Raw genomic sequence first — 19043 nt, 5'->3', positions numbered from 1 at the left:
AATCAACGAGTTAAGCCATGGATCTGCGCAGTAAAGACAGCCCCGCGGGCCTGCCTTGGAAACCGTCGGATGTTACCACAATCGCCCAGACGGTGGGAGTAGCCTGCGGCACTACTACCCTACTGCTCGTCAGTAACGCCCGCCAGCCGCTCCATCAGGGCGCAACCAGGCAATAACCCATCAGTGCAATCGCTTGCGACACATCAGTTGCGCCATCTTTACCGTGTCCGGGCGCTCGACAATACCCTTCTCGGTCACGATCACATCGATCAGGTCGGCCGGGGTCACATCAAAAACCGGGTTGACCGCCTCGACATCCGCCCCGACCGGCACACCACCGACAGCCAGCAACTCGCTAGCGCTGCGCTCTTCAAGCAGGATGTCCTCACCGCTCTCCAGGTTCATGTCGATGCTCGAGCTGGAGGCCACCACCATGAAGCGCACCCCGTGGTGCATGGCGTTCACCGCCAGCTGATAAGTACCGATCTTGTTGGCCACATCACCATTGGCGGCAATGCGGTCAGCACCGACCACCACCCAGGTGATGCCCTTGGTCTTCATCAGGTGGGCGGCGGCAGAGTCGACGTTGACCGTGACCGGGATGCCATCTTTGGCCAGTTCCCAGGCGGTCAGGCGCGAGCCTTGCAGCCAGGGCCGGGTTTCGTCGGCATACACGCGTTCGACCATACCTTCCAGGTACGCCGCACGAACCACCCCCAGGGCAGTACCAAAGCCACCGGTGGCCAAGGCACCGGTGTTGCAATGGGTCAGCAGGGCCTGCTCGTTACCCTGATGCTTGCGGATCAGCTCGGCGCCCAGCTGGGCCATGGTCAGGTTGGCTTCGCGATCACTGTCGTGGATAGCGATGGCCTCGGCCTCCATGATGGCGGCCACGTCGTCGCCCTCCTTGACCCGCAACAAGCGTTCGCGCATGCGGTTGAGCGCCCAGAACAGGTTGGCGCCGGTAGGCCGCGAGTTGAACAGGACGTCGAAATCCTCCTCCAGCGCCATCTCCCAATCATCGCCCTGCGCCAGGCGCTGACGCACGGCCATTGCCAAGCCGTAGGCGGCACTTATGCCAATGGCCGGTGCACCACGCACTACCATCAGGCGAATCGCCTCGGCCACTGCATCGGCGTCGGCATAGGCCAGCCAGGTCTCCTCGAATGGCAGAGCGCGCTGGTCAAGCAGGTGCAGGACGCCATCACGCCAATCGATGGCATTCACCTTCTCTGCGGCCAGTAGTCGATCGCGCATGCCTCACCCCGTCGTTCAGACACCAAAAGCGTACGATTATAGCGAGCCCCAGCCGCGGACGCTCGGGTATACTTCGCCCTCAGCCGAACCCAGTGCCCGAGGAAAATCCCGCCATGCCCAAACCCGCTACGCCGCTCGACCTGTTGCTCCTGCCAAGCTGGCTGGTGCCTGTCGAACCTGCCGGGGTGGTATTGAAGGATCACGGCCTGGGCATTCGCGACGGGCAGATCGTGTTCATCGGGCCGCGGGCCGAGGCGCAGCGCTTTGTCGCCAGCGAAATCCGCGAATTGCCAGGCTGCTTGCTCACCCCTGGACTGATCAACGCCCATGGCCACGCCGCCATGACCCTGTTCCGCGGCCTGGCCGACGACTTGCCACTGATGACCTGGCTTGAAGAACACATCTGGCCGGCCGAAGGCCGCTGGGTGGATGAGGCCTTCGTGCGTGACGGCACCGATCTGGCCATCGCCGAACAGATCAAGGGCGGCGTCACCTGCTTCTCGGACATGTACTTTTACCCAAGAATCGCCAGCGAACGCGTGCACAACAGCGGCATCCGCGCGCAAATCGCCGTGCCGCTGCTGGACTTCCCGATCCCGGGTGCGCGCAGCACCGAAGAGGCGCTGCACCTGGGCATCGAGCTGTTCGGCGACCTGCGCCATCACCCGCGCATCACTGTGGCCCTGGGCCCGCATGCGCCCTATACGGTGAGTGACGAGAACCTGGAAAAGATCCGGGTTATCGCCGAAGAACTCGACGCACCGATCCACATGCACATCCACGAAACCGCCTTTGAGGTCGAGCAGTCCCTGGCGACCCGCGGTGAGCGCCCACTGGCCCGCCTCGCCCGCCTGGGCCTGCTCGGTCCGCGCCTGCAGGCGGTGCACATGACCCAGATCAGCGACGAAGACCTGGCCCTGCTGGTAGAAAGCAACACCAGCGTGGTGCACTGCCCGGAGTCCAACCTCAAACTGGCCAGCGGCTTCTGCCCGGTGGAACGCCTGTGGCAGGCCGGCGTCAATGTCGCCGTGGGCACCGACGGCGCCGCCAGCAACAATGACCTCGACGTACTGGGCGAGACCCGTACTGCAGCCTTGCTGGCCAAGGCCGTGGCCGGCTCGGCAGCTGCGCTGGATGCCCACCGGGCACTGCGCATGGCCACCCTGAACGGCGCCCGGGCGCTGGGCCTGGACGCTGTGGCCGGTTCACTGGAAGTGGGCAAGGCTGCAGATCTGGTTGCCTTTGACCTGTCGGGCCTGGCCCAGCAACCGATCTACGAGCCGGTTTCGCAACTGATCTACACCAGCGGCCGTGACTGCGTGAAGCACGTCTGGGTCGCTGGTAAGCAACTGCTCGACGAGCGCCGCCTCACGCGCATGGACGAGCAGGCCCTGCATGCCGCCGCCAGCGCCTGGGGCCAGCGCATCGGCGCGCGTACCGAATAACCGGGCGGCAGCCATCACTGCCACCCTGTGACACCTTTAATCAAAGTTTCAGAGGACCGATCCATGAGCAACGTCGACCACGCCGAAATCGCCAAGTTCGAAGCCCTGGCCCACCGCTGGTGGGACCGCGAAAGCGAGTTCAAGCCCCTGCACGACATCAACCCGCTGCGGGTCAACTGGATCGATGAGCGGGTCAAGCTGGCTGGCAAGAAAGTCCTCGACGTCGGTTGCGGCGGCGGCATCCTCAGCGAAGCCATGGCCCAGCGCGGCGCCACCGTGACCGGTATCGACATGGGCGAAGCGCCGCTGGCAGTTGCCCAGTTGCACCAGCTCGAGTCTGGCGTTCAGGTCGAGTACCGACAGATCACCGCCGAAGCCCTGGCCGAAGAAATGCCCGAGCAGTTCGACGTGGTCACCTGCCTTGAGATGCTCGAACACGTGCCGGACCCGTCCTCGGTCATCCGCGCCTGCTTCCGCATGGTCAAGCCCGGCGGCCAGGTGTTCTTCTCGACCATCAACCGTAACCCCAAGGCGTACCTGTTCGCGATCATCGGCGCTGAATACATCATGAAGCTGCTGCCACGTGGTACCCATGACTTCAAGAAATTCATCCGCCCGTCCGAGCTCGGCGCCTGGAGCCGCGAGGCCGGCCTTACCGTCAAGGACATCATCGGCCTGACCTACAACCCGCTGACCAAGCACTACAAGCTGGCCAGCGACGTCGACGTCAACTACATGATCCAGACCCTGCGCGAGGAATGAACATGCGCCTGAGAGCAGTACTTTTCGACATGGACGGCACCCTGCTCGACACGGCGCCGGATTTCATCGCCATCTGCCAGGCGATGCTGGCCGAGCGCGGCTTGCCCGCCATCGACGACCAACGCATCCGCGACGTGGTCTCCGGCGGAGCCAAGGCCATGGTCTCGGTGACCTTCGACCTTGACCCGGAAGCTGCAGAGTTCGAAGCCTTGCGCCTGGAGTTCCTCGAGCGCTACCAACAAGGCTGCGCGGTGCACAGCAAACTCTACGACGGCATGGCCGAACTGCTGGCCGACATCGAGAAAGCCAACCTGCTGTGGGGCGTGGTTACCAACAAGCCGGTGCGCTTTGCCGAGCCGATCATGCAGCAACTGGGCCTGGCCGAGCGCTCTGCCCTGCTGATCTGCCCGGATCATGTGAAAAACAGCAAGCCGGACCCCGAGCCGCTGATTCTCGCCTGCAAGACCCTGAACCTGGACCCGGCCAGCGTCCTGTTCGTCGGCGACGACCTGCGCGACATCGAGTCGGGCCGCGATGCCGGCACCCGCACGGCTGCCGTGCGTTATGGCTATATTCATCCCAGTGACAACCCCAACAACTGGGGTGCGGATGTAGTCGTCGATCATCCGCTGGAGCTGCGCAAGGTGCTTGATAGCGCGCTTTGCGGCTGCTGAACCCTGAGCTGGCAAGGCGCTGCCTTGCTTCGCCTGCAATGTCGGCACCTGTAGAACGTGGATGCCGACGTTGCCAGCCCCCTATCACGAGGCAACCTCATGTTTGATTACTCCGCCCGTCCCGACCTGCTCAACGGCCGGACCATCCTGGTCACCGGCGCCGGTCGCGGAATCGGCGCTGCGGCCGCCAAGGCCTACGCCGCCCATGGCGCCACGGTACTGCTGCTGGGCAAGACCGAAGGCAACCTGACCCAGGTGTATGACGAAATTGAAGCGGCCGGCCATCCAAAGCCTGCGGTCATTCCGTTCAACCTGGAAACGGCCCTGCCCCACCAGTACGACGAACTCGCCGCCATGATCGAAAGCGAGTTCGGCCACATCGACGGCCTGCTGCACAACGCCTCGATCATTGGCCCGCGCACGCCGCTCGAGCAGTTGTCTGGCGACAACTTCATGCGCGTCATGCAGATCAACGTCAATGCCATGTTCATGCTCACCAGCACCCTGCTGCCGCTGCTCAAGCTGTCTGCGGATGCTTCAGTGGTCTTCACCTCCAGCAGTGTCGGGCGCAAAGGCCGTGCTTACTGGGGTGCTTATGGGGTGTCGAAGTTCGCTACCGAGGGCCTGATGCAGACCCTGGCCGACGAACTGGAAGGCGTGGCGCCGGTGCGTGCCAACAGCGTCAACCCGGGCGCGACCCGCACCAGCATGCGCGCCCAGGCTTATCCGGGCGAGAACCCGGAGAATAATCCGCTGCCCGAACAGATCATGCCGGTCTATCTGTACCTGATGGGCCCGGACAGTACCGGCGTCAACGGCCAGGCGTTCAACGCCCAGTAGGCTCAGCCCTCGACCAGTTCCGCCTGGAGACGGGCGGGCTGGCGCTGTTCCTGCTGCATGCAGCGCTCAAGGAACAGGTACATGTAGTCATAGCTCTTGCAGATGGCCCGGCGCAACTGCGCCTGCAACGCTTGCGGCGGGTTGTTGCCGACCAGTGTGCAGACGATTTCCAGCGCCTCCCACGGGTGCGCATCGTCGTACTGGGCATGCATCTTCAGCCACTTCATCGCGCGCTTGCGCCCTTCTTCCGGGAAGCCCTGAGCGTAGGCCCCCGTCGAGCACACCACCGCCGACCACTCACCGGTGGCACCTTCAATGGCATAGTTGGTAGCGGCAATGGCAACCACCAGCGAGTCGGCCGCACAGGTATGCCAGCACCAGTCACTCAAGGCATTGAGCTCGGTCGGTACGTCCTGGTTTTGCAGGTCTTCAAGGCTCACGCCATGGGCCAGGCTCCAGTTCAGCCAGTAGTCGGCATGATTGAGCTCGACACGAATGTTGCGCATCAACCAGCGGCGCGCCATGTCCTCCCCAGGATGACGAGCGTAGCGGGTCTTGGTCAGGTTCTTGGCCATGTACAGGGAGAACTGTTCGACCACCGGCCAGCCGCCAATCAGGTACTGGCGCATGGTGCGACCGCTGAGCCGGCCGTCGCGCATGCGCTGGTAAAGTTCGTGCTCGACGACCCGGCGCTTGCTCTCATGGCAGTCCTTGATCAGCTGCTGGGCCCAAAGCGGGTAACTGGTGGGGTCCATCAATGGACCGGTACGGACGAACGCGTCAATCACTGTCAGCTCCTTGTTCCTTGTGATTATCGTTGGATCTTCAGCGAAAGGTCCCTGGCGCCTTGAACAACAGGGGCCTTGCGGCAATCCGTTGGCGATGAAGGCTGTCGCAGGTGAACACCTGCGGCCGCTCGATCAGGTACCCCTGGGCGTAATCGACACCAATTTCCTGCAGGGCCTGCTCGATCAACGGCGTCTCGACAAATTCGGCAATGGTGCGTTTGCCCATGACATGGCCGATGTGATTGATGACTTCAACCATAGCCCGGTTGACCGGGTCATCAAGCATGTCTTTAACAAAACTTCCGTCGATTTTCAGGAAATCTACAGGCAAATGCTTCAAATAAGCAAATGACGACATCCCGGCACAGAAGTCATCCAGCGAGAACCGGCAACCCAGCGCCTTGAGTTCGTTGATAAAGCGTATAGCGCTACCCAGGTTGGCAATGGCGCTGGTTTCGGTGATTTCGAAGCAAATCATTTGCGGCGGAATGGCGAACTCACCAAACAGCCGCTTGAGGTACTCGAGGAATTTGTCATCACCAATGCTGCTGCCGGACAGGTTGATCGCGCACATGGCCAGGGGACCGTCACGCCGCTCATCCAGGCCCTGGCGAATCACCATGAAGACGCTGCGCACCACCCAGCGATCCAGCGCCGTCATCAAACCGTAGCGCTCGGCAGCAGGAATAAAGCTGTCCGGCAGAATGATCCGACCGTTTTCATCGTGCAGGCGCAAGAGGATTTCAATGTGCCCCGGGCCGTCATCAGGCCCGAGGGCGGCGATCTCTTGGGCGTACAGGCAAAACCGGTTTTCCTCCAAGGCCACATGCAGGCGCTGGATCCAGGCCATCTCGCCAAAGCGTATGGACAATTCACTGTCGTCGGCGTGGTACACCTGCACCCGGTTTCGGCCTTTTTCCTTGGCCATGTAGCAGGCCATGTCGGCCGCGCGCAACGAGGCCTCCAGCGTGGTGGGCAGCTGCGCGACATGCACAAGGCCAATGCTCACCGTGGTCATGAACGGGCGCGCCTTCCAGACAAAATGCAGGCTTTGCACCGCCTGACGCAGGCTTTCGGCGATGCGCTCAGCCTGTTCCGGCGGGCAGTTCTCCAGCAGAACCCCGAACTCGTCGCCGCCCAGCCGGGCCAGCGTGTCGCCCTCACGCAAGCCCGCCTGCAACACCGCACAAATGTGCCGAAGCAACTCATCACCCGCAGCATGCCCACAGGTATCGTTGACCAGCTTGAACTGGTCGAGGTCGAGGAACATCAGGGCATGCCGCGCCGGCTTGCGCGCCAGGGTGTTGATCGCCTGCTCCAGGCGGTACTCGAACTCGCGGCGGTTGGCCAGCCCGGTCAACGCATCATGGGTTGCCTGCCATGACAGGTTGGCGATGTACTGCCGCTCCTGGGTCATGTCATGCAGAACCAGTACAACACCGCTCACCTGACCGTCTGCCATGATCGGCGCGCCCACCAGGGTCACCGATACCGTGCTGCCATCCAGGCGCTGGATCAGCTTGGTGTGCTCGCTACCACCCTTGAGGCCGCCGCCAAGGATGTGTTCGATGAGGGTCAGGTTGTCTTTCTCGGCGTTCTCATCGAGCAGGCTGAACAGCGCCGCCAAAGGGAGGCCGTGGGCCTGGCTGGCATGCCAGTGGGTCAATTGCTCGGCGGCCGGGTTCATGTAGGCGATGCAGCCGTCAACGTCGGTGGTGATGACCCCGTCGCCAATCGATTCAAGGGTGATCTGGGCCCGCTCCTTCTCGACCTGCAAGGCACTGGCAAAGGCCTGGCGCTGGGTGAGCAACTTGCTCGAGCGCATCCAGGCCAGCGCGATGAGGAACAGCGCAGTCGCCAGGTTGGTCACCAGCAACAGCTGCAGCAACCTGCGCGATCCTTCACCCAAGGCGTCGCTGAAGGCGCGCGCCGCGGGTGTTACACCATCATTGATGTCGGCAATGCGCGCTTTCCAGTTCGTAACCGCCGCGGTATCGAACTTGCCCAGGCGAAAGCCCTCGTGCATCTGCCGGGCGACTTCGTCCAGCTGGCTGAGGAAGCCGTCACCCACGGCCCAACGCTCGATGGCCCGTTCCAGGTAACTGACCTGGCGAAAGTTCAAGTACAGCCAGATGATGCTGGAAACGTCGTCAGGGTGGTTTCCGCCCTGGATCAGGCCGCGCCGCGCCGCCTCCAGGTCCGGAGTCGGCAAGTCCAGGGCGACACGCAGGTCATGGCCGCCCAACGGCACGGCAATCGCCTGGCGATAGCGCTGGAAAGTCGCCTCGTCGCGGCTATCGGCATACAGGTTGAGGTAATAGATTGCGTCTTTCTGGCCCTTGGACCAGAGACTTTCCCCCGCCACATATCCACGCACCGCCGACAAGGCGTACAAGCTGATGCTCCCGAGCAATGCCTGAAACAACACCACGGCAACAAAAGGCCAGATGATGCCCAACAAATTCGGGGCTTCGAGAGTCCGTTTTCGCTTCATGAGGTCCCTTGCACACAGAGCCGGATGAATCTCTTGATCTTATAGATGCACAGCCTAGGCTATTTGCCCTCAATACTGGAGCGCTTTTCTCAATTACTCCGTACTTTGCAATCAGCTCTGTTGCAAATGACCGTACAGCTTGGCGTACAAGCCGCCGTCTGCAATCAGTTGCTGATGATCGCCATCCTCGGCGACATGCCCGCCATCAAACACCAGCACCCGGTCGGCCTGCTTCACGGCAGACAACCGGTGGGCAATGATCAAGGTGGTACGCGCACTCAGAAAGCGCGCCAGGGCCTGATGCAGGTTGTATTCGGTAGCAGCATCCAGCGCCGACGTGGCTTCGTCGAGAATCACCACCTTGGGCTCGGATAGGACCATGCGCGCAATCGCCAAGCGCTGGCGCTGACCGCCAGACAGGCGTACACCCGAGCGCCCGACCACGGTATCCAGCCCCTGTGGCAATGCCGCAATGGTGGTGTCGAGCTGCGCGATACCCAGGGCCTGCCAGCAGGCCTCGTCACTGCAATCGCGGCCCATGGTCAGATTGGCGCGCACCGTATCGTTGAACAGCGACGGATGCTGCAGCACCACCGCTACATGCTCACGCAGGGTCTCCAGACCGATTTCCTGCAAGGTCGAACCGCCAAAGCGAATGGTGCCGGCCTGGGCGCTGTAGAGCCCGAGCAGCAACTGCACCAGGGTGCTTTTGCCACCGCCACTGGCACCGACAATCGCCACCTTTTCCCCGGGGGCGATGGACAGGTTCAGGTGGTCGAGCACCGGTTCATCGGCATACGCGAAACGCAATCCCTGCACTTCGAGCCCTACGGTGTCACGGCCTTTGAAGGGGTCGACACCCCCGGGGTATTGCGGTTCGTCGGCGCGGGCCAGCAACTCGTTGAGCCGACTCAGGGCACCGCCAGCGGCATAGTAGGCGTACTGCAGGTTGAGCAACTGCTCGACCGGGCCGATCATGAACCACAAGTAGCTGAACACCGCCAGCATCTGCCCGATCGACAGGTCGGAAAACAGCACAGTGAGCATCGCTGCTGCGCGGAAAATATCGATGCCAAACTGAAACAGCAGGCCACTGGCGCGGCCACTGGCGTCGCTTTTCCACTGTGAGGCCACGGCATAGTTGCGCACCTCTTGCGCACGCACGCCCAAACGCCCGAGGAAATAGCCCTGGCGGTTGCTGGCGCGGATCTCCTGGATCGCGTCGAGGGTCTCGGTCAGCGCCTGGGTAAAGCGCGAGGTGCTGTCGTTCTCGAGCTTCTTCAGGTGTTTGACCCGCTTGCCCAACTGCACCGTGGCGAAAATCACCAAGGGGTTGAACAGCAGGATCAATAGCGCCAGCTTCCAGTGCATCCACATCAGGATTGCAGCGGTGCCGGTCAGGGTCAGCATGGCCACCAGAAAGCGGCTCAGGGTCTCGCCGACAAACTTGTCCAGGGTGTCCAGGTCGGTCACCAGGTGGGTGGTCACCGTGCCGCTGCCCAGGCTTTCATATTCCTTGAGCGAGATACGCTTGAGGCGTTCGATCAGGCGGATGCGCAGGCGGTAGACAATGTCTTTGGCCAGCCCGGCAAACAACTTGGCCTGCACCACGTTGAAGGCCAGTGCAGCACAGCGCAGGCACAGGGTCACGACCAGCATCAGGCCGATGTAGCCGGCCGCCACTTGCCAGGCGCCCGGCAACAGCTGGTTCATCCACTTGAGCGCGGCATCACCATGGCCAAGCAGCACCTCATCGACCAGCAATGGCAGCAGCAACGGGATCGGTACGCTGCACAGCGCCGCCAACACGGCCACGCCGTTGGCAATCCACAGGGCTTTTTTATGGTGCAAGGCCAGACGGCGAATTTCCGCCCAGCTCAGGCGATCGGCAACAACCGGGGCAGGCCCCGGCACAGGGTCGGGTGACCCTGGCACGTCAAGCACAGGCAGCCTGCTGCAGCCAGCGGCCGAGCAACGGACTCAAGGCATCGAGCGACTGATAGCCGTTGGTCAGCAACGCCAGCTGGCCATTGCGTTCGGCCAGCAAGGTCGGGAAGCCGGCAATGCCCAGGTCCTGTACCCAGGTGAAATCGGCAGCGGTGGCAGCGCGCACGTCAGTGCTGGTGAAGCGTTCGGCAAACGCCGCGCGGTCAAAACCGACCTGCTCGGCCAGATCAACCAGCGCCGGTGCCAGGGTAACGTCGACACTGCCCTGATAAAACGCCTGCTGGATCGCTGCCAGCAATGCCCAGGTGCGCGTCGGGTCCAGGCCGCGCGCGGTTACCAGCGCCCGGCAGGCCGGCTCGGTGTCATAGACAAAACCTTCGGGCATGGCGCCTTCAAGGGTGAAGGGCTGGCCCGTGGTTTCATTGACCGCCTGCCAATGCTCAAGGATGTAGCGCCGGGTCGAGGCATCCAGCGGCGTGCTGCCACTGCGCAAGCCACCGGGCACCAGGTGGGTCTCGATCCCGGCGGCGTGCGCCTGGGCGATCAGGGCCTGCGCCACCGGGGCAAACCCCCAACACCAGGAGCACATCGGGTCCATCACATAGAGCAGGCGTGCGGACATCTATCAGGCCTCGGCAGCTTTACGATAATTGTGGCCGATCGGGTGCGGCATGTTGCGGGCCTTGGCCAGCTCGATCTGCTTCTGCCGGTCGACGGCGCTGCGCCGGGTCTTTTCGCTCAGGCTGTCCCAGCAATGCGGGCAGCTGATGCCTGGCGAATAGTGCTCGGACGCACGGTCTTCCACGCTGATCGGGGTACGGCAGGCATGGCACTGGTCGTAATCGCCTTCGGTCAGGTCGTGGCGCACGGTGACCCGGTTGTCGAACACGAAGCAGTCGCCCTGCCAGCGGCTTTCCTCCTGAGGCACCTCTTCGAGGTATTTCAGGATCCCGCCCTTAAGATGATAGACCTCTTCGAAACCTTCACCGAGCATGTAGCTGGAGGCTTTCTCGCAGCGGATGCCGCCGGTGCAGAACATCGCCACCTTTTTGTGCTTCGACGGGTCGAAGTTGGCCTTGATGTACTCGGGAAACTCACGAAACGTGGTGGTTTTCGGGTCGATCGCACCTTCGAAAGTACCAATCGCCACTTCGTAGTCGTTGCGGGTGTCAATCAACAGCACTTCCGGGTCGCTGATCAGCGCATTCCAGTCCTGCGGCTCGACGTAGGTGCCGACAGTGTGGTTCGGGTCGACGCCAGGCACACCGAGGGTGACGATCTCTTTCTTGAGTTTGACCTTGGTGCGATAGAACGGCTGCTCGTCGCAGTAGGATTCCTTGTGGTCGATATCCACCAGGCGCGCATCGCTGCGCAGCCAGGCCAGCAGGCCGTCGATCCCTTCGCGGGTACCGGAAACGGTGCCGTTGATACCTTCCTCGGCCAGCAACAGGGTGCCCTTGATGCCATTGGCCGTCATGCTTTCGAGCAGCGGCTCGCGCAGCTCGACGTAATCTTTCAGGGTGACGAATTTGTACAGCGCCGCCACGACGATAGCTTGGGTCATGCAATAAATCTCCAGGTGGTCACCCTCGCAAAGGGCGGACCGGATGGCAAAAAAAACGCGCCGACGAGCGGCGCGTTGCACATTCTAGCAAAAACCTGACGATGAAATCAGTGTTTGCTGCCACCTGCGCAGGTGGGCGAAGCCGGCGCTGCACCGACCTTCTGCCACTCTTCGGGTGTGTAGGTGTGCAGGGCCAGGGCATGGAACTGCCCCATCAGCTCACCCAGGGTGGCATAGACCTTCTGGTGGCGCTTGACGCTGTTCAGGCCTGCAAACTGCTCGCTGACCAGCACCGCCTTGTAATGGGTTTCTTGCCCACGGCTGTGCATGTGGCTTTCGTCGAGCACCGACAGGTGCTGCGGCGCCAGCGCGGCCAGGCTTTGTTCAATCTTTTGCTGCATCGACATGGAAAGCTCCGCGTTTACTTCTTCGCTGGGGCGGCGGCCTTGCCAGCGTTCGGATCCAGTTCCTTGGTCATGTCAGCCAGCAGCTTGTTGACCACAGGCACCGCGCTTTCCAGCTTCTGCTGGGTCAGCTGAGCCGACTGCTGGGTAACCTGAGGCATTTTCTCCAGGACTTTCTTGCCCAGTGGCGACTGGTAGAAGGCAACCAGGTCCTTGAGCTCGCTTTCAGTGAAGGTGCTGGTGTACAGCTTGACCATGTCCGGCTTCAGCTTGTTCCAGCCAATAGCCTGGTCCAGGGCGGCGTTGGCCTTGGCCTGGTAGCTGTCGAGCACGGATTTTTTCGACGCAGGTGCCTTGGTCTGTTCAAAACGCTGGGCAAACATCTGCTGCACCTGCATGTAGACCGGGGTGCCAAGCTTGTCAGCGTGCGCCATCATGAGGAATTTTTCGGCACTGGCGTTGTGGCTGGCGGTATCGGCAAGCACCTGGCCGCTGGCGCAGACCAGCGCAACAGCGGTGCAAAGGGCGCGAAGACGGGTCATCGGAAATCCTTCATTAGACAGAGGAGGTAGTACCCCGGAGTCGAGCATTCTGCGCCGACTCGGGCACAGCACTCAAGTGGGTCGACGAGCGATGGAACCGCCGCGACAAAAAGGGACCTAAACTGCGAATTCAGACCACAAGGGAGTGAGTGCAGCATGAGCCGTATCGAAACTGACAGCCTCGGGCCGGTCGAAGTTCCTGAGCTGGCCTATTGGGGCGCGCAGACACAACGCTCGCTGATCAATTTCGCCATTGGCAAGGAACGTATGCCGCTGGCCGTTCTGCATGCCCTGGCGCTGATCAAGAAGGCCGCTGCACGGGTCAACAGCCGCAACGGAGACCTCTCGGCCGATATTGCCCGGCTGATCGAACAAGCCGCCGACGAAGTACTCGATGGTCAGCTCGACGACCAGTTCCCGCTCGTCGTCTGGCAGACCGGCAGCGGTACCCAGAGCAACATGAACGTCAATGAAGTGATCGCCGGGCGCGCCAACGAACTGGCCGGCAAAGGCCGCGGCGGCAAGCTTCCGGTACACCCCAACGACCACGTCAATCGTTCGCAAAGTTCCAATGACTGCTTTCCCACCGCCATGCATATAGCCGCTGCACAGGCTGTCCAGCACCACTTGTTGCCGGCGATTGCCGAGTTGTCGGCCGGTTTGGCTGAGTTGTCGGCGCGCCACCAGCACCTGGTCAAGACTGGCCGCACGCACATGATGGATGCCACACCGATCACCTTCGGCCAAGAGGTCTCAGCGTATGTGGCTCAGCTTGATTACGCCCAGCGGGCCATCCACTCTGCACTGCCGGCAGTCTGCGAACTGGCGCAGGGCGGTACTGCAGTAGGCACAGGGCTGAACGCTCCACACGGCTTTGCCGAAGCCATTGCGGCGGAGCTTGCCGCCCTCTCCGGCCTGCCTTTCGTCACCGCACCGAACAAATTTGCCGCCCTCGCCGGGCACGAGCCGCTGACCACCCTCGCAGGCGGCCTCAAGACCCTGGCGGTGGCACTGATGAAACTCGCCAACGACCTGCGCCTGCTTGGTTCCGGGCCGCGCGCAGGCCTGGCCGAAGTGCGCCTGCCGGCCAACGAGCCGGGCAGCTCGATCATGCCCGGCAAGGTCAACCCGACCCAGTGCGAGGCCTTGTCGATGCTGGCCTGCCAGGTACTGGGCAACGACACTGCGATCGGCTTTGCCGCAAGCCAGGGGCACCTGCAGTTGAACGTGTTCAAACCGGTGATCATCCACAACCTGCTGCAGTCCATCGAACTGCTCGCAGACGGCTGTCGCAACTTCCAGCAGCACTGCGTGGCCGGTATCGAACCGGATGCCGAGCAGATGGCCGCGCACCTGGAGCGCGGGCTGATGCTGGTGACCGCACTCAACCCGCACATTGGCTACGACAAGGCAGCCGAAATCGCCAAGAAGGCCTACAGCGAAGGCCGCACGCTACGCGAGGCGGCCTTGACCCTGGGTTACCTGACCAACGAGCAATTCGACCAGTGGGTGCGCCCGCAAGACATGCTCGAACCCGGTAAAAAGGGTTGAGTCACCGGGCCAGGCGCACGCGCCTGGCCCGCAAGCCGGCCATGATCGAAGGGCCCAGCGCAGTCAGCGCCGAGCCAAGCACCACCACCAGTGCGCCGATATAACCCAGCGTGTTGATCTGCTCGGCGTGCACATAGTCAGGCCAGAACCAGGCGGCCAGCGCGACCGCAACAAAGGTAATCAACGGGGTGACCGCCAGGGTGGCGCTGACCTTGGATGCTTCCCAGTGCGCCAGTGCCTCGGCAAACGCACCGTAGGCCACCAGCGTGTTGAGGCAGCAGGCGAGCAACAGCCAGCCTTGCAGCGGGCTCAACTGCAGCGCTTCCAGCGGGTGCACCCACGGCGTGAGCAGCACCGCGCAGCACAGGTAGATCACCATCATTACCTGCATCGAATTCCACACCGTCAGCAACTGCTTCTGGCTCAGGGCATAGAACACCCAGATGGTGGTGGCCAGAATGATGGTCAGTACACCGGTGGTGTAAACGCTCAGGGAGGTCAGCAGCTCTTCCAGGCGCTGATTGAAGAACAGGCCAAAGCCCATGAGCAGGATCAGCAGCCCTACCCCTTGCCCGAGGCTGAAGCGCTCCTTGAACAGGAACACGCTGGCCACCAGCAACAACACCGGCCCCAGTTGCACGACCAGTTGCGCGGTGCCGGGGCTGAGCAGGTTCAGGCCCATCAGGTACAGCACGTAATTGCCGACCAGGCCGCCGGTGGCCAACGCCACCAGTACCAGGCCCTTGCGCCCGAGCCGGCTGAACGACGGCAGGCGCCTGCTCGCGGCCAGCCAGGCCAGCAACAGGCCACCGGAAACCATCAGGCGAAACCAGGTTACGGTGATCGGGTCCATCACCTGCAGTACCTGCTTGAGTTTGATCGGCAGGATGCCCCAGAGGACTGCGGTCAATAGCGAAAGACAAAGGCCATAGACCCAGCGCCCGGAAGAAATGTGCATACCAGCCTCGATAGCCCTATGGTGGGGGGAGACTGGATTCTACGGGGTGGGCATGGCAGGCCGACAGATACAATTGAGGAAAAGATTTCAGTAGTTCATTCCTTCAGTTCCTGTCAGAAATGCCAGCTTCGCGGGTAAACCCGCGAAAGCTTCTATGGTCATTTCTTGTCTTTCTTGAACGCCGCTTCCAGGGCATCGTTGATGGTGCGCAGCACCTTAACCCGAGCCCAGCGCTTGTCGTTGGCCTCCACCAGGGTCCAGGGTGCAATCTCGGTGCTGGTACGGTCGACCATGTCGCCCACCGCCTGCGCGTACTCGCCCCACTTTTCGCGATTGCGCCAGTCTTCCTCAGTGATCTTGAAACGCTTGAACGGAATCTGCTCACGTTCCTGGAAACGTTCCAGCTGGGTTTGCTGATCAATCGACAACCAGAACTTGACCAGCACCACGCCGGCACCGGTCAGTTGCTCTTCAAAATCATTGATCTCACCATAGGCGCGCATCCAGTCGGCCTGCGTGCAGAAGCCTTCCACGCGTTCGACCAGCACCCGCCCGTACCACGACCTGTCGAACACGGTGAACTTGCCGCGCGCCGGCACATGCCGCCAAAAGCGCCACAGGTAAGGTTGTGCACGCTCTTCTTCAGTGGGTGCGGCAATCGGCACGATGCGGTATTGGCGCGGGTCCAGTGCTGCCGCCACGCGGCGGATGGCGCCACCCTTGCCGGCAGCATCGTTGCCTTCGAACACCGCCACCAGCGCGTGACGACGCATGCGTTTGTCACGCAGCAAACCGGCCAGGCGCGCCTGCTCGGTGATCAACTGTTCCTGGTAGTCGTTCTTGTCCAGACGCAGGCTCATGTCCAGGCTATCGAGCAAGCTGCGCTGATCTATTGCCCGGCCCAGTGGGGCGATGTTGGCTTGGTGCACCGGACCATGCTGGGCCTTTAGCGCGGCCTGCAGGCCCTCAAGCAAAATGCGCCCGACCGCCAGGCTGCGGTAATGCGGATCAACCCCTTCGATCACATGCCAGGGCGCATAGTCACGGCTGGTCTGGCGCAATACCCGCTCGCCAAAGCGCACAAAGCGGTCATAGGTTTCCGACTGCTGCCAATCCAGCGGGCTGATCCGCCAGCTGTGCAACGGATCGTCCTTGAGCGCCTTGAGCCGGGCTTTCATCTGCTTTTTCGACAGGTGGAACCAGAACTTGATGATCAGGGCGCCTTCATCGCAGAGCATTTCTTCAAGGCGCTCGGCACCGCGAATGGCCTGGTCGAGCACCGCATCCTTGAACAGGCCATGCACCCGCCCCTGCAGCATCTGGCTGTACCAATTGCCGAAAAACACGCCGATCCGTCCTTTGGCCGGCAGAGCGCGCCAGTACCGCCAGGCCGGTGGCCGGGCCAGTTCCTCATCGGTCTGCTGATCGAAGGTACGCACTTCAATCAAACGCGGATCCATCCACTCGTTAAGCAGTTTTACCGTCTCGCCCTTGCCGGCACCTTCAATGCCGTTGATCAACACGATCACAGGAAAACGCGCCTGCTGTTTGAGCTCGAACTGCGCCTCGAGCAAGGCCTCGCGTAACGCCGGTACTTCGGCGTCGTAGGTTTCTTTGTCGATGGCGTGACCAATTTCAGCGGATTCGAACATACCAGGCTCCCTACATGGATAAGCAAGACTAGCGGATCCGGGAAGTCTTTGTCCGGGTAAGCTAAAATGCCGCTCTAGACATGCCTGAGCCGACCATGACCGAAGTAACCCACTACGCCCAGATCGACTGGGACGACCAGGGCCGCCCCCACTCTCGCCAGTTCGATGACATCTACTTTTCCAAGGAGCAGAGCCTGGAAGAGACCCGCCATGTGTTCATCGACCAGAACGACTTGCGCCAGCGCTTCAGCGCGATGGCGCCCGACCAGTGCCTGGTGATCGGTGAAACCGGCTTCGGTACAGGGTTGAATTTCTTTTGCGCCTGGCAGCTGTTCAGCGAATGCGCCAGGCCTGACGCCCGCCTGCATTTCGTCAGCGTTGAAAAGTACCCGCTCAGCCACGCCGACCTGAATCGCGCCCTGGCCCTGTGGCCGGAGCTGGCGCCCTTCAGCACGCCGTTGCTGGAGCAGTACGTCGCCGTACACGAAGGGTTTCAGAGCTTTGTCCTCGAGCAGGGCCGGGTACGGCTGACCCTGATGATCGGTGATGCCCTGGAGCAGTTACCGCAACTGGACGCCGCAGTCGACGCCTGGTTCCTTGACGGTTTTGCCCCGGCAAAAAACCCGCAGATGTGGACACCGGAGCTGTTCACCCAGATCGGCCGGCTTAGCGCCGCCAATGCCACCCTGGGAACCTTCACCAGTACCGGTTGGGTGCGGCGCGGGCTGATTGCGGTAGGCTTCGAGATGAAGCGCATTCCGGGCATCGGCAAGAAGTGGGAGGTGCTGCGCGGGGTCTTTCGCGGTGCGCCTGAAACCCTTGCAGCACCGCCCGCGGTCGCTCCCTGGTTCGCCCGCCCTCCTGCCCTGCCCGGCCCGCGTAAAGCCCTGGTCATTGGTGCCGGCCTGGCCGGTTGCGCGACGGCTGCCAGCCTTGCTGCCCGCGGCTGGCAGGTCAGTGTGCTGGAGCGCCACGCCTCTGCTGCCGCCGAAGCATCCGGCAATCCGCAGGGTGTGCTCTACCTCAAGCTGTCGGCACACGGCACGGCATTGTCGCGCCTGATCCTCAGCGGTTTCGGTTACACCCGACGCCTGCTCGAACGCCTGCAGCGTGGCCGCGACTGGGACAGTTGTGGTGTTTTGCAACTGGCTTTCGATGCCAAGGAAGCGCAACGCCAGGCGGTACTCGCCGACGCCTTCAACTCGCAGCTACTACAACCGCTGCAGCGGGAGCAGGCCGAAGCGGTGGCAGGCGTAAGACTGGCCAGTGGCGGCTTGTACTACCCGGAAGCGGGCTGGGTGCATCCGCCGGCCTTGTGCCAGGTACAGTTGCAACACCCGAACATCACCTTGCTCACTCACCATCAGGTGCTGGAGCTGCGCAAGGTCGACAGCCAGTGGCAGGCCTGGGAAAGCGAGAAATTCCTCGACAGCGCGCCGCTGGTGGTACTGGCGACCGCCGCCGAAATCCAGCGATTCGAACCTTGCGCCAGCCTGCCGCTCAAGCGCATCCGCGGCCAGATCACCCGGCTGCCGGTGACCACCAACAGCCAGGCACTTGCCACCGTGGTTTGCGCCGACGGCTACGTCGCGCCAGTGCGCGACGGCGAACACACCCTGGGCGCCAGCTTTGATTTTCACAGTGTCGACCTTGCCCCCACCACTGGTGAGCACATCGGCAACCTGCGCCTGCTGGAAGAGATCTCCAGCGACCTGGCCGAGCGCTTGGGCGCCCACCAACTGGACCCTCACACCCTGCAGGGCCGGGCAGCCTTTCGCTGCACCAGCCCTGACTACCTGCCCATTGTCGGGCCGTTGGCTGACCATCAGGCGTTCAACCATCACTATGTGGTGTTGGCCAAGGACGCCCGCCAAGTGCCGGACACCCCCTGCCCTTGGCTCGAAGGCCTGTACATCAACAGCGGCCATGGTTCCCGCGGACTGATCACCGCGCCGCTGTCGGGCGAACTGATCGCCGCCTGGGCCGACAACGCACCGCTGCCAGTACCGCGCAGCGTCGCCGAGGCCTGCCACCCGAATCGCTTCATGCTGCGCGAACTGATACGCGGCAAAGGCAAGCGAGGCTAAGCGCTTATAACCGATCGATCTAAAACTCTCGCTATCCGCGCCGGTCAGTTTCAATGTGCCCGCGTTCGGGCACCTTCC

16 protein-coding genes are annotated in these 19043 nt (G+C 62.3%); 6 read left to right on the top strand and 10 right to left on the bottom strand.

From position 1 onward, the window contains the following. Nucleotides 1-180: 180 nt before the first annotated feature. Nucleotides 181-1257 carry an S-methyl-5-thioribose-1-phosphate isomerase gene (mtnA, locus tag DM813_RS23850; RefSeq protein ID WP_128325880.1) on the bottom strand — a complete coding sequence of 359 codons (1077 nt, stop codon included), beginning with the start codon at nucleotides 1255-1257 and terminating at the stop codon, nucleotides 181-183. Between the two features lie 113 nt (nucleotides 1258-1370). Between mtnA and DM813_RS23845 the strand changes: the two genes are divergently transcribed. The 4 genes from DM813_RS23845 to DM813_RS23830 all read left to right on the top strand — a co-directional run bounded on the left by DM813_RS23845 (nucleotide 1371) and on the right by DM813_RS23830 (nucleotide 4978). Continuing rightward, complete coding sequence (locus DM813_RS23845; RefSeq protein ID WP_128325879.1) at nucleotides 1371-2702, top strand: TRZ/ATZ family hydrolase; 1332 nt, start codon at nucleotides 1371-1373, stop codon at nucleotides 2700-2702. A gap of 63 nt (nucleotides 2703-2765) precedes the next feature. Next, nucleotides 2766-3464, top strand: a complete 699-nt coding sequence (gene ubiG / locus DM813_RS23840) for a bifunctional 2-polyprenyl-6-hydroxyphenol methylase/3-demethylubiquinol 3-O-methyltransferase UbiG (protein WP_128325878.1) — start codon at nucleotides 2766-2768, stop codon at nucleotides 3462-3464. A gap of 2 nt (nucleotides 3465-3466) precedes the next feature. Continuing rightward, nucleotides 3467-4138, top strand: coding sequence for an N-acetylmuramic acid 6-phosphate phosphatase MupP (mupP, locus tag DM813_RS23835; protein ID WP_128325877.1), 672 nt, complete (start codon nucleotides 3467-3469; stop codon nucleotides 4136-4138). 99 nt (nucleotides 4139-4237) lie between these two features. Further along, nucleotides 4238-4978 (top strand): YciK family oxidoreductase, encoded by a 741-nt coding sequence (locus tag DM813_RS23830; protein WP_128325876.1) that lies wholly within the window; start codon nucleotides 4238-4240, stop codon nucleotides 4976-4978. A gap of 2 nt (nucleotides 4979-4980) precedes the next feature. Here DM813_RS23830 and DM813_RS23825 read toward each other — a convergent pair whose 3' ends face one another. The 7 genes from DM813_RS23825 to DM813_RS23795 form a co-directional block, all read right to left on the bottom strand. After that, on the bottom strand, nucleotides 4981-5733 hold the full coding sequence (locus tag DM813_RS23825) for a TenA family transcriptional regulator (RefSeq protein WP_431312012.1): 753 nt from the start codon (nucleotides 5731-5733) through the stop codon (nucleotides 4981-4983). Between the two features lie 70 nt (nucleotides 5734-5803). Beyond that, the gene (locus DM813_RS23820; protein ID WP_128325874.1) at nucleotides 5804-8260 is read right to left on the bottom strand and encodes an EAL domain-containing protein; all 2457 of its coding nucleotides are present in this window, start codon (nucleotides 8258-8260) and stop codon (nucleotides 5804-5806) included. Nucleotides 8261-8371: 111 nt separating this feature from the next. Then, a complete protein-coding gene (locus DM813_RS23815) occupies nucleotides 8372-10204 on the bottom strand; it encodes an ABC transporter ATP-binding protein (protein WP_128325873.1) in 1833 nt (610 codons plus the stop codon). Further along, nucleotides 10197-10829 (bottom strand): DsbA family protein, encoded by a 633-nt coding sequence (locus DM813_RS23810; RefSeq protein WP_128325872.1) that lies wholly within the window; start codon nucleotides 10827-10829, stop codon nucleotides 10197-10199. The genes DM813_RS23815 and DM813_RS23810 overlap by 8 nt, the downstream gene beginning before the upstream one ends. 3 nt (nucleotides 10830-10832) lie before the next feature. Further along, nucleotides 10833-11771 (bottom strand): rhodanese-related sulfurtransferase, encoded by a 939-nt coding sequence (locus DM813_RS23805; protein ID WP_128325871.1) that lies wholly within the window; start codon nucleotides 11769-11771, stop codon nucleotides 10833-10835. A 107-nt stretch (nucleotides 11772-11878) separates the two neighbouring features. After that, complete coding sequence (locus DM813_RS23800; protein ID WP_128325870.1) at nucleotides 11879-12178, bottom strand: BolA family protein; 300 nt, start codon at nucleotides 12176-12178, stop codon at nucleotides 11879-11881. A gap of 14 nt (nucleotides 12179-12192) precedes the next feature. Next, the gene (locus DM813_RS23795) at nucleotides 12193-12717 is read right to left on the bottom strand and encodes a DUF2059 domain-containing protein (protein WP_128325869.1); all 525 of its coding nucleotides are present in this window, start codon (nucleotides 12715-12717) and stop codon (nucleotides 12193-12195) included. Between the two features lie 156 nt (nucleotides 12718-12873). Here DM813_RS23795 and DM813_RS23790 point away from each other — a divergent pair, with 156 nt between their 5' ends. Further along, nucleotides 12874-14268, top strand: coding sequence for a class II fumarate hydratase (locus tag DM813_RS23790; protein WP_128325868.1), 1395 nt, complete (start codon nucleotides 12874-12876; stop codon nucleotides 14266-14268). 1 nt (nucleotide 14269) lies between these two features. Here the strand turns inward: DM813_RS23790 and DM813_RS23785 are convergent, their stop codons facing one another. Further along, the gene (locus DM813_RS23785) at nucleotides 14270-15226 is read right to left on the bottom strand and encodes a DMT family transporter (RefSeq protein WP_128325867.1); all 957 of its coding nucleotides are present in this window, start codon (nucleotides 15224-15226) and stop codon (nucleotides 14270-14272) included. Nucleotides 15227-15384: 158 nt separating this feature from the next. Next, complete coding sequence (gene pap, locus DM813_RS23780; RefSeq protein ID WP_128325866.1) at nucleotides 15385-16878, bottom strand: polyphosphate:AMP phosphotransferase; 1494 nt, start codon at nucleotides 16876-16878, stop codon at nucleotides 15385-15387. A 95-nt stretch (nucleotides 16879-16973) separates the two neighbouring features. Here pap and mnmC point away from each other — a divergent pair, with 95 nt between their 5' ends. Continuing rightward, nucleotides 16974-18965, top strand: coding sequence for a bifunctional tRNA (5-methylaminomethyl-2-thiouridine)(34)-methyltransferase MnmD/FAD-dependent 5-carboxymethylaminomethyl-2-thiouridine(34) oxidoreductase MnmC (mnmC, locus tag DM813_RS23775; protein ID WP_128325865.1), 1992 nt, complete (start codon nucleotides 16974-16976; stop codon nucleotides 18963-18965). Nucleotides 18966-19043 lie beyond the last annotated feature (78 nt).

The organism is Pseudomonas alkylphenolica, from assembly GCF_004025535.1.
GTDB classification, from domain to species: domain Bacteria; phylum Pseudomonadota; class Gammaproteobacteria; order Pseudomonadales; family Pseudomonadaceae; genus Aquipseudomonas; species Aquipseudomonas alkylphenolica_A.
This window is presented reverse-complemented; position numbering and strand designations above follow the sequence as displayed.

Bases quoted from the DNA above. Each gene is read 5' to 3' on its own strand.
- DM813_RS23785 (WP_128325867.1), bottom strand. From the start codon at position 15,226: ATGCACATTTCTTCCGGGCGCTGGGTCTATGGCCTTTGTCTTTCGCTA.
- DM813_RS23800 (WP_128325870.1), bottom strand. From the start codon at position 12,178: ATGTCGATGCAGCAAAAGATTGAACAAAGCCTGGCCGCGCTGGCGCCG.
- DM813_RS23825 (WP_431312012.1), bottom strand. From the start codon at position 5,733: ATGGACCCCACCAGTTACCCGCTTTGGGCCCAGCAGCTGATCAAGGAC.
- mtnA (WP_128325880.1), bottom strand. From the start codon at position 1,257: ATGCGCGATCGACTACTGGCCGCAGAGAAGGTGAATGCCATCGATTGG.
- ubiG (WP_128325878.1), top strand. From the start codon at position 2,766: ATGAGCAACGTCGACCACGCCGAAATCGCCAAGTTCGAAGCCCTGGCC.
- DM813_RS23810 (WP_128325872.1), bottom strand. From the start codon at position 10,829: ATGTCCGCACGCCTGCTCTATGTGATGGACCCGATGTGCTCCTGGTGT.
- DM813_RS23830 (WP_128325876.1), top strand. From the start codon at position 4,238: ATGTTTGATTACTCCGCCCGTCCCGACCTGCTCAACGGCCGGACCATC.
- mupP (WP_128325877.1), top strand. From the start codon at position 3,467: ATGCGCCTGAGAGCAGTACTTTTCGACATGGACGGCACCCTGCTCGAC.
- mnmC (WP_128325865.1), top strand. From the start codon at position 16,974: ATGACCGAAGTAACCCACTACGCCCAGATCGACTGGGACGACCAGGGC.
- pap (WP_128325866.1), bottom strand. From the start codon at position 16,878: ATGTTCGAATCCGCTGAAATTGGTCACGCCATCGACAAAGAAACCTAC.
- DM813_RS23805 (WP_128325871.1), bottom strand. From the start codon at position 11,771: ATGACCCAAGCTATCGTCGTGGCGGCGCTGTACAAATTCGTCACCCTG.
- DM813_RS23790 (WP_128325868.1), top strand. From the start codon at position 12,874: ATGAGCCGTATCGAAACTGACAGCCTCGGGCCGGTCGAAGTTCCTGAG.
- DM813_RS23795 (WP_128325869.1), bottom strand. From the start codon at position 12,717: ATGACCCGTCTTCGCGCCCTTTGCACCGCTGTTGCGCTGGTCTGCGCC.
- DM813_RS23820 (WP_128325874.1), bottom strand. From the start codon at position 8,260: ATGAAGCGAAAACGGACTCTCGAAGCCCCGAATTTGTTGGGCATCATC.
- DM813_RS23845 (WP_128325879.1), top strand. From the start codon at position 1,371: ATGCCCAAACCCGCTACGCCGCTCGACCTGTTGCTCCTGCCAAGCTGG.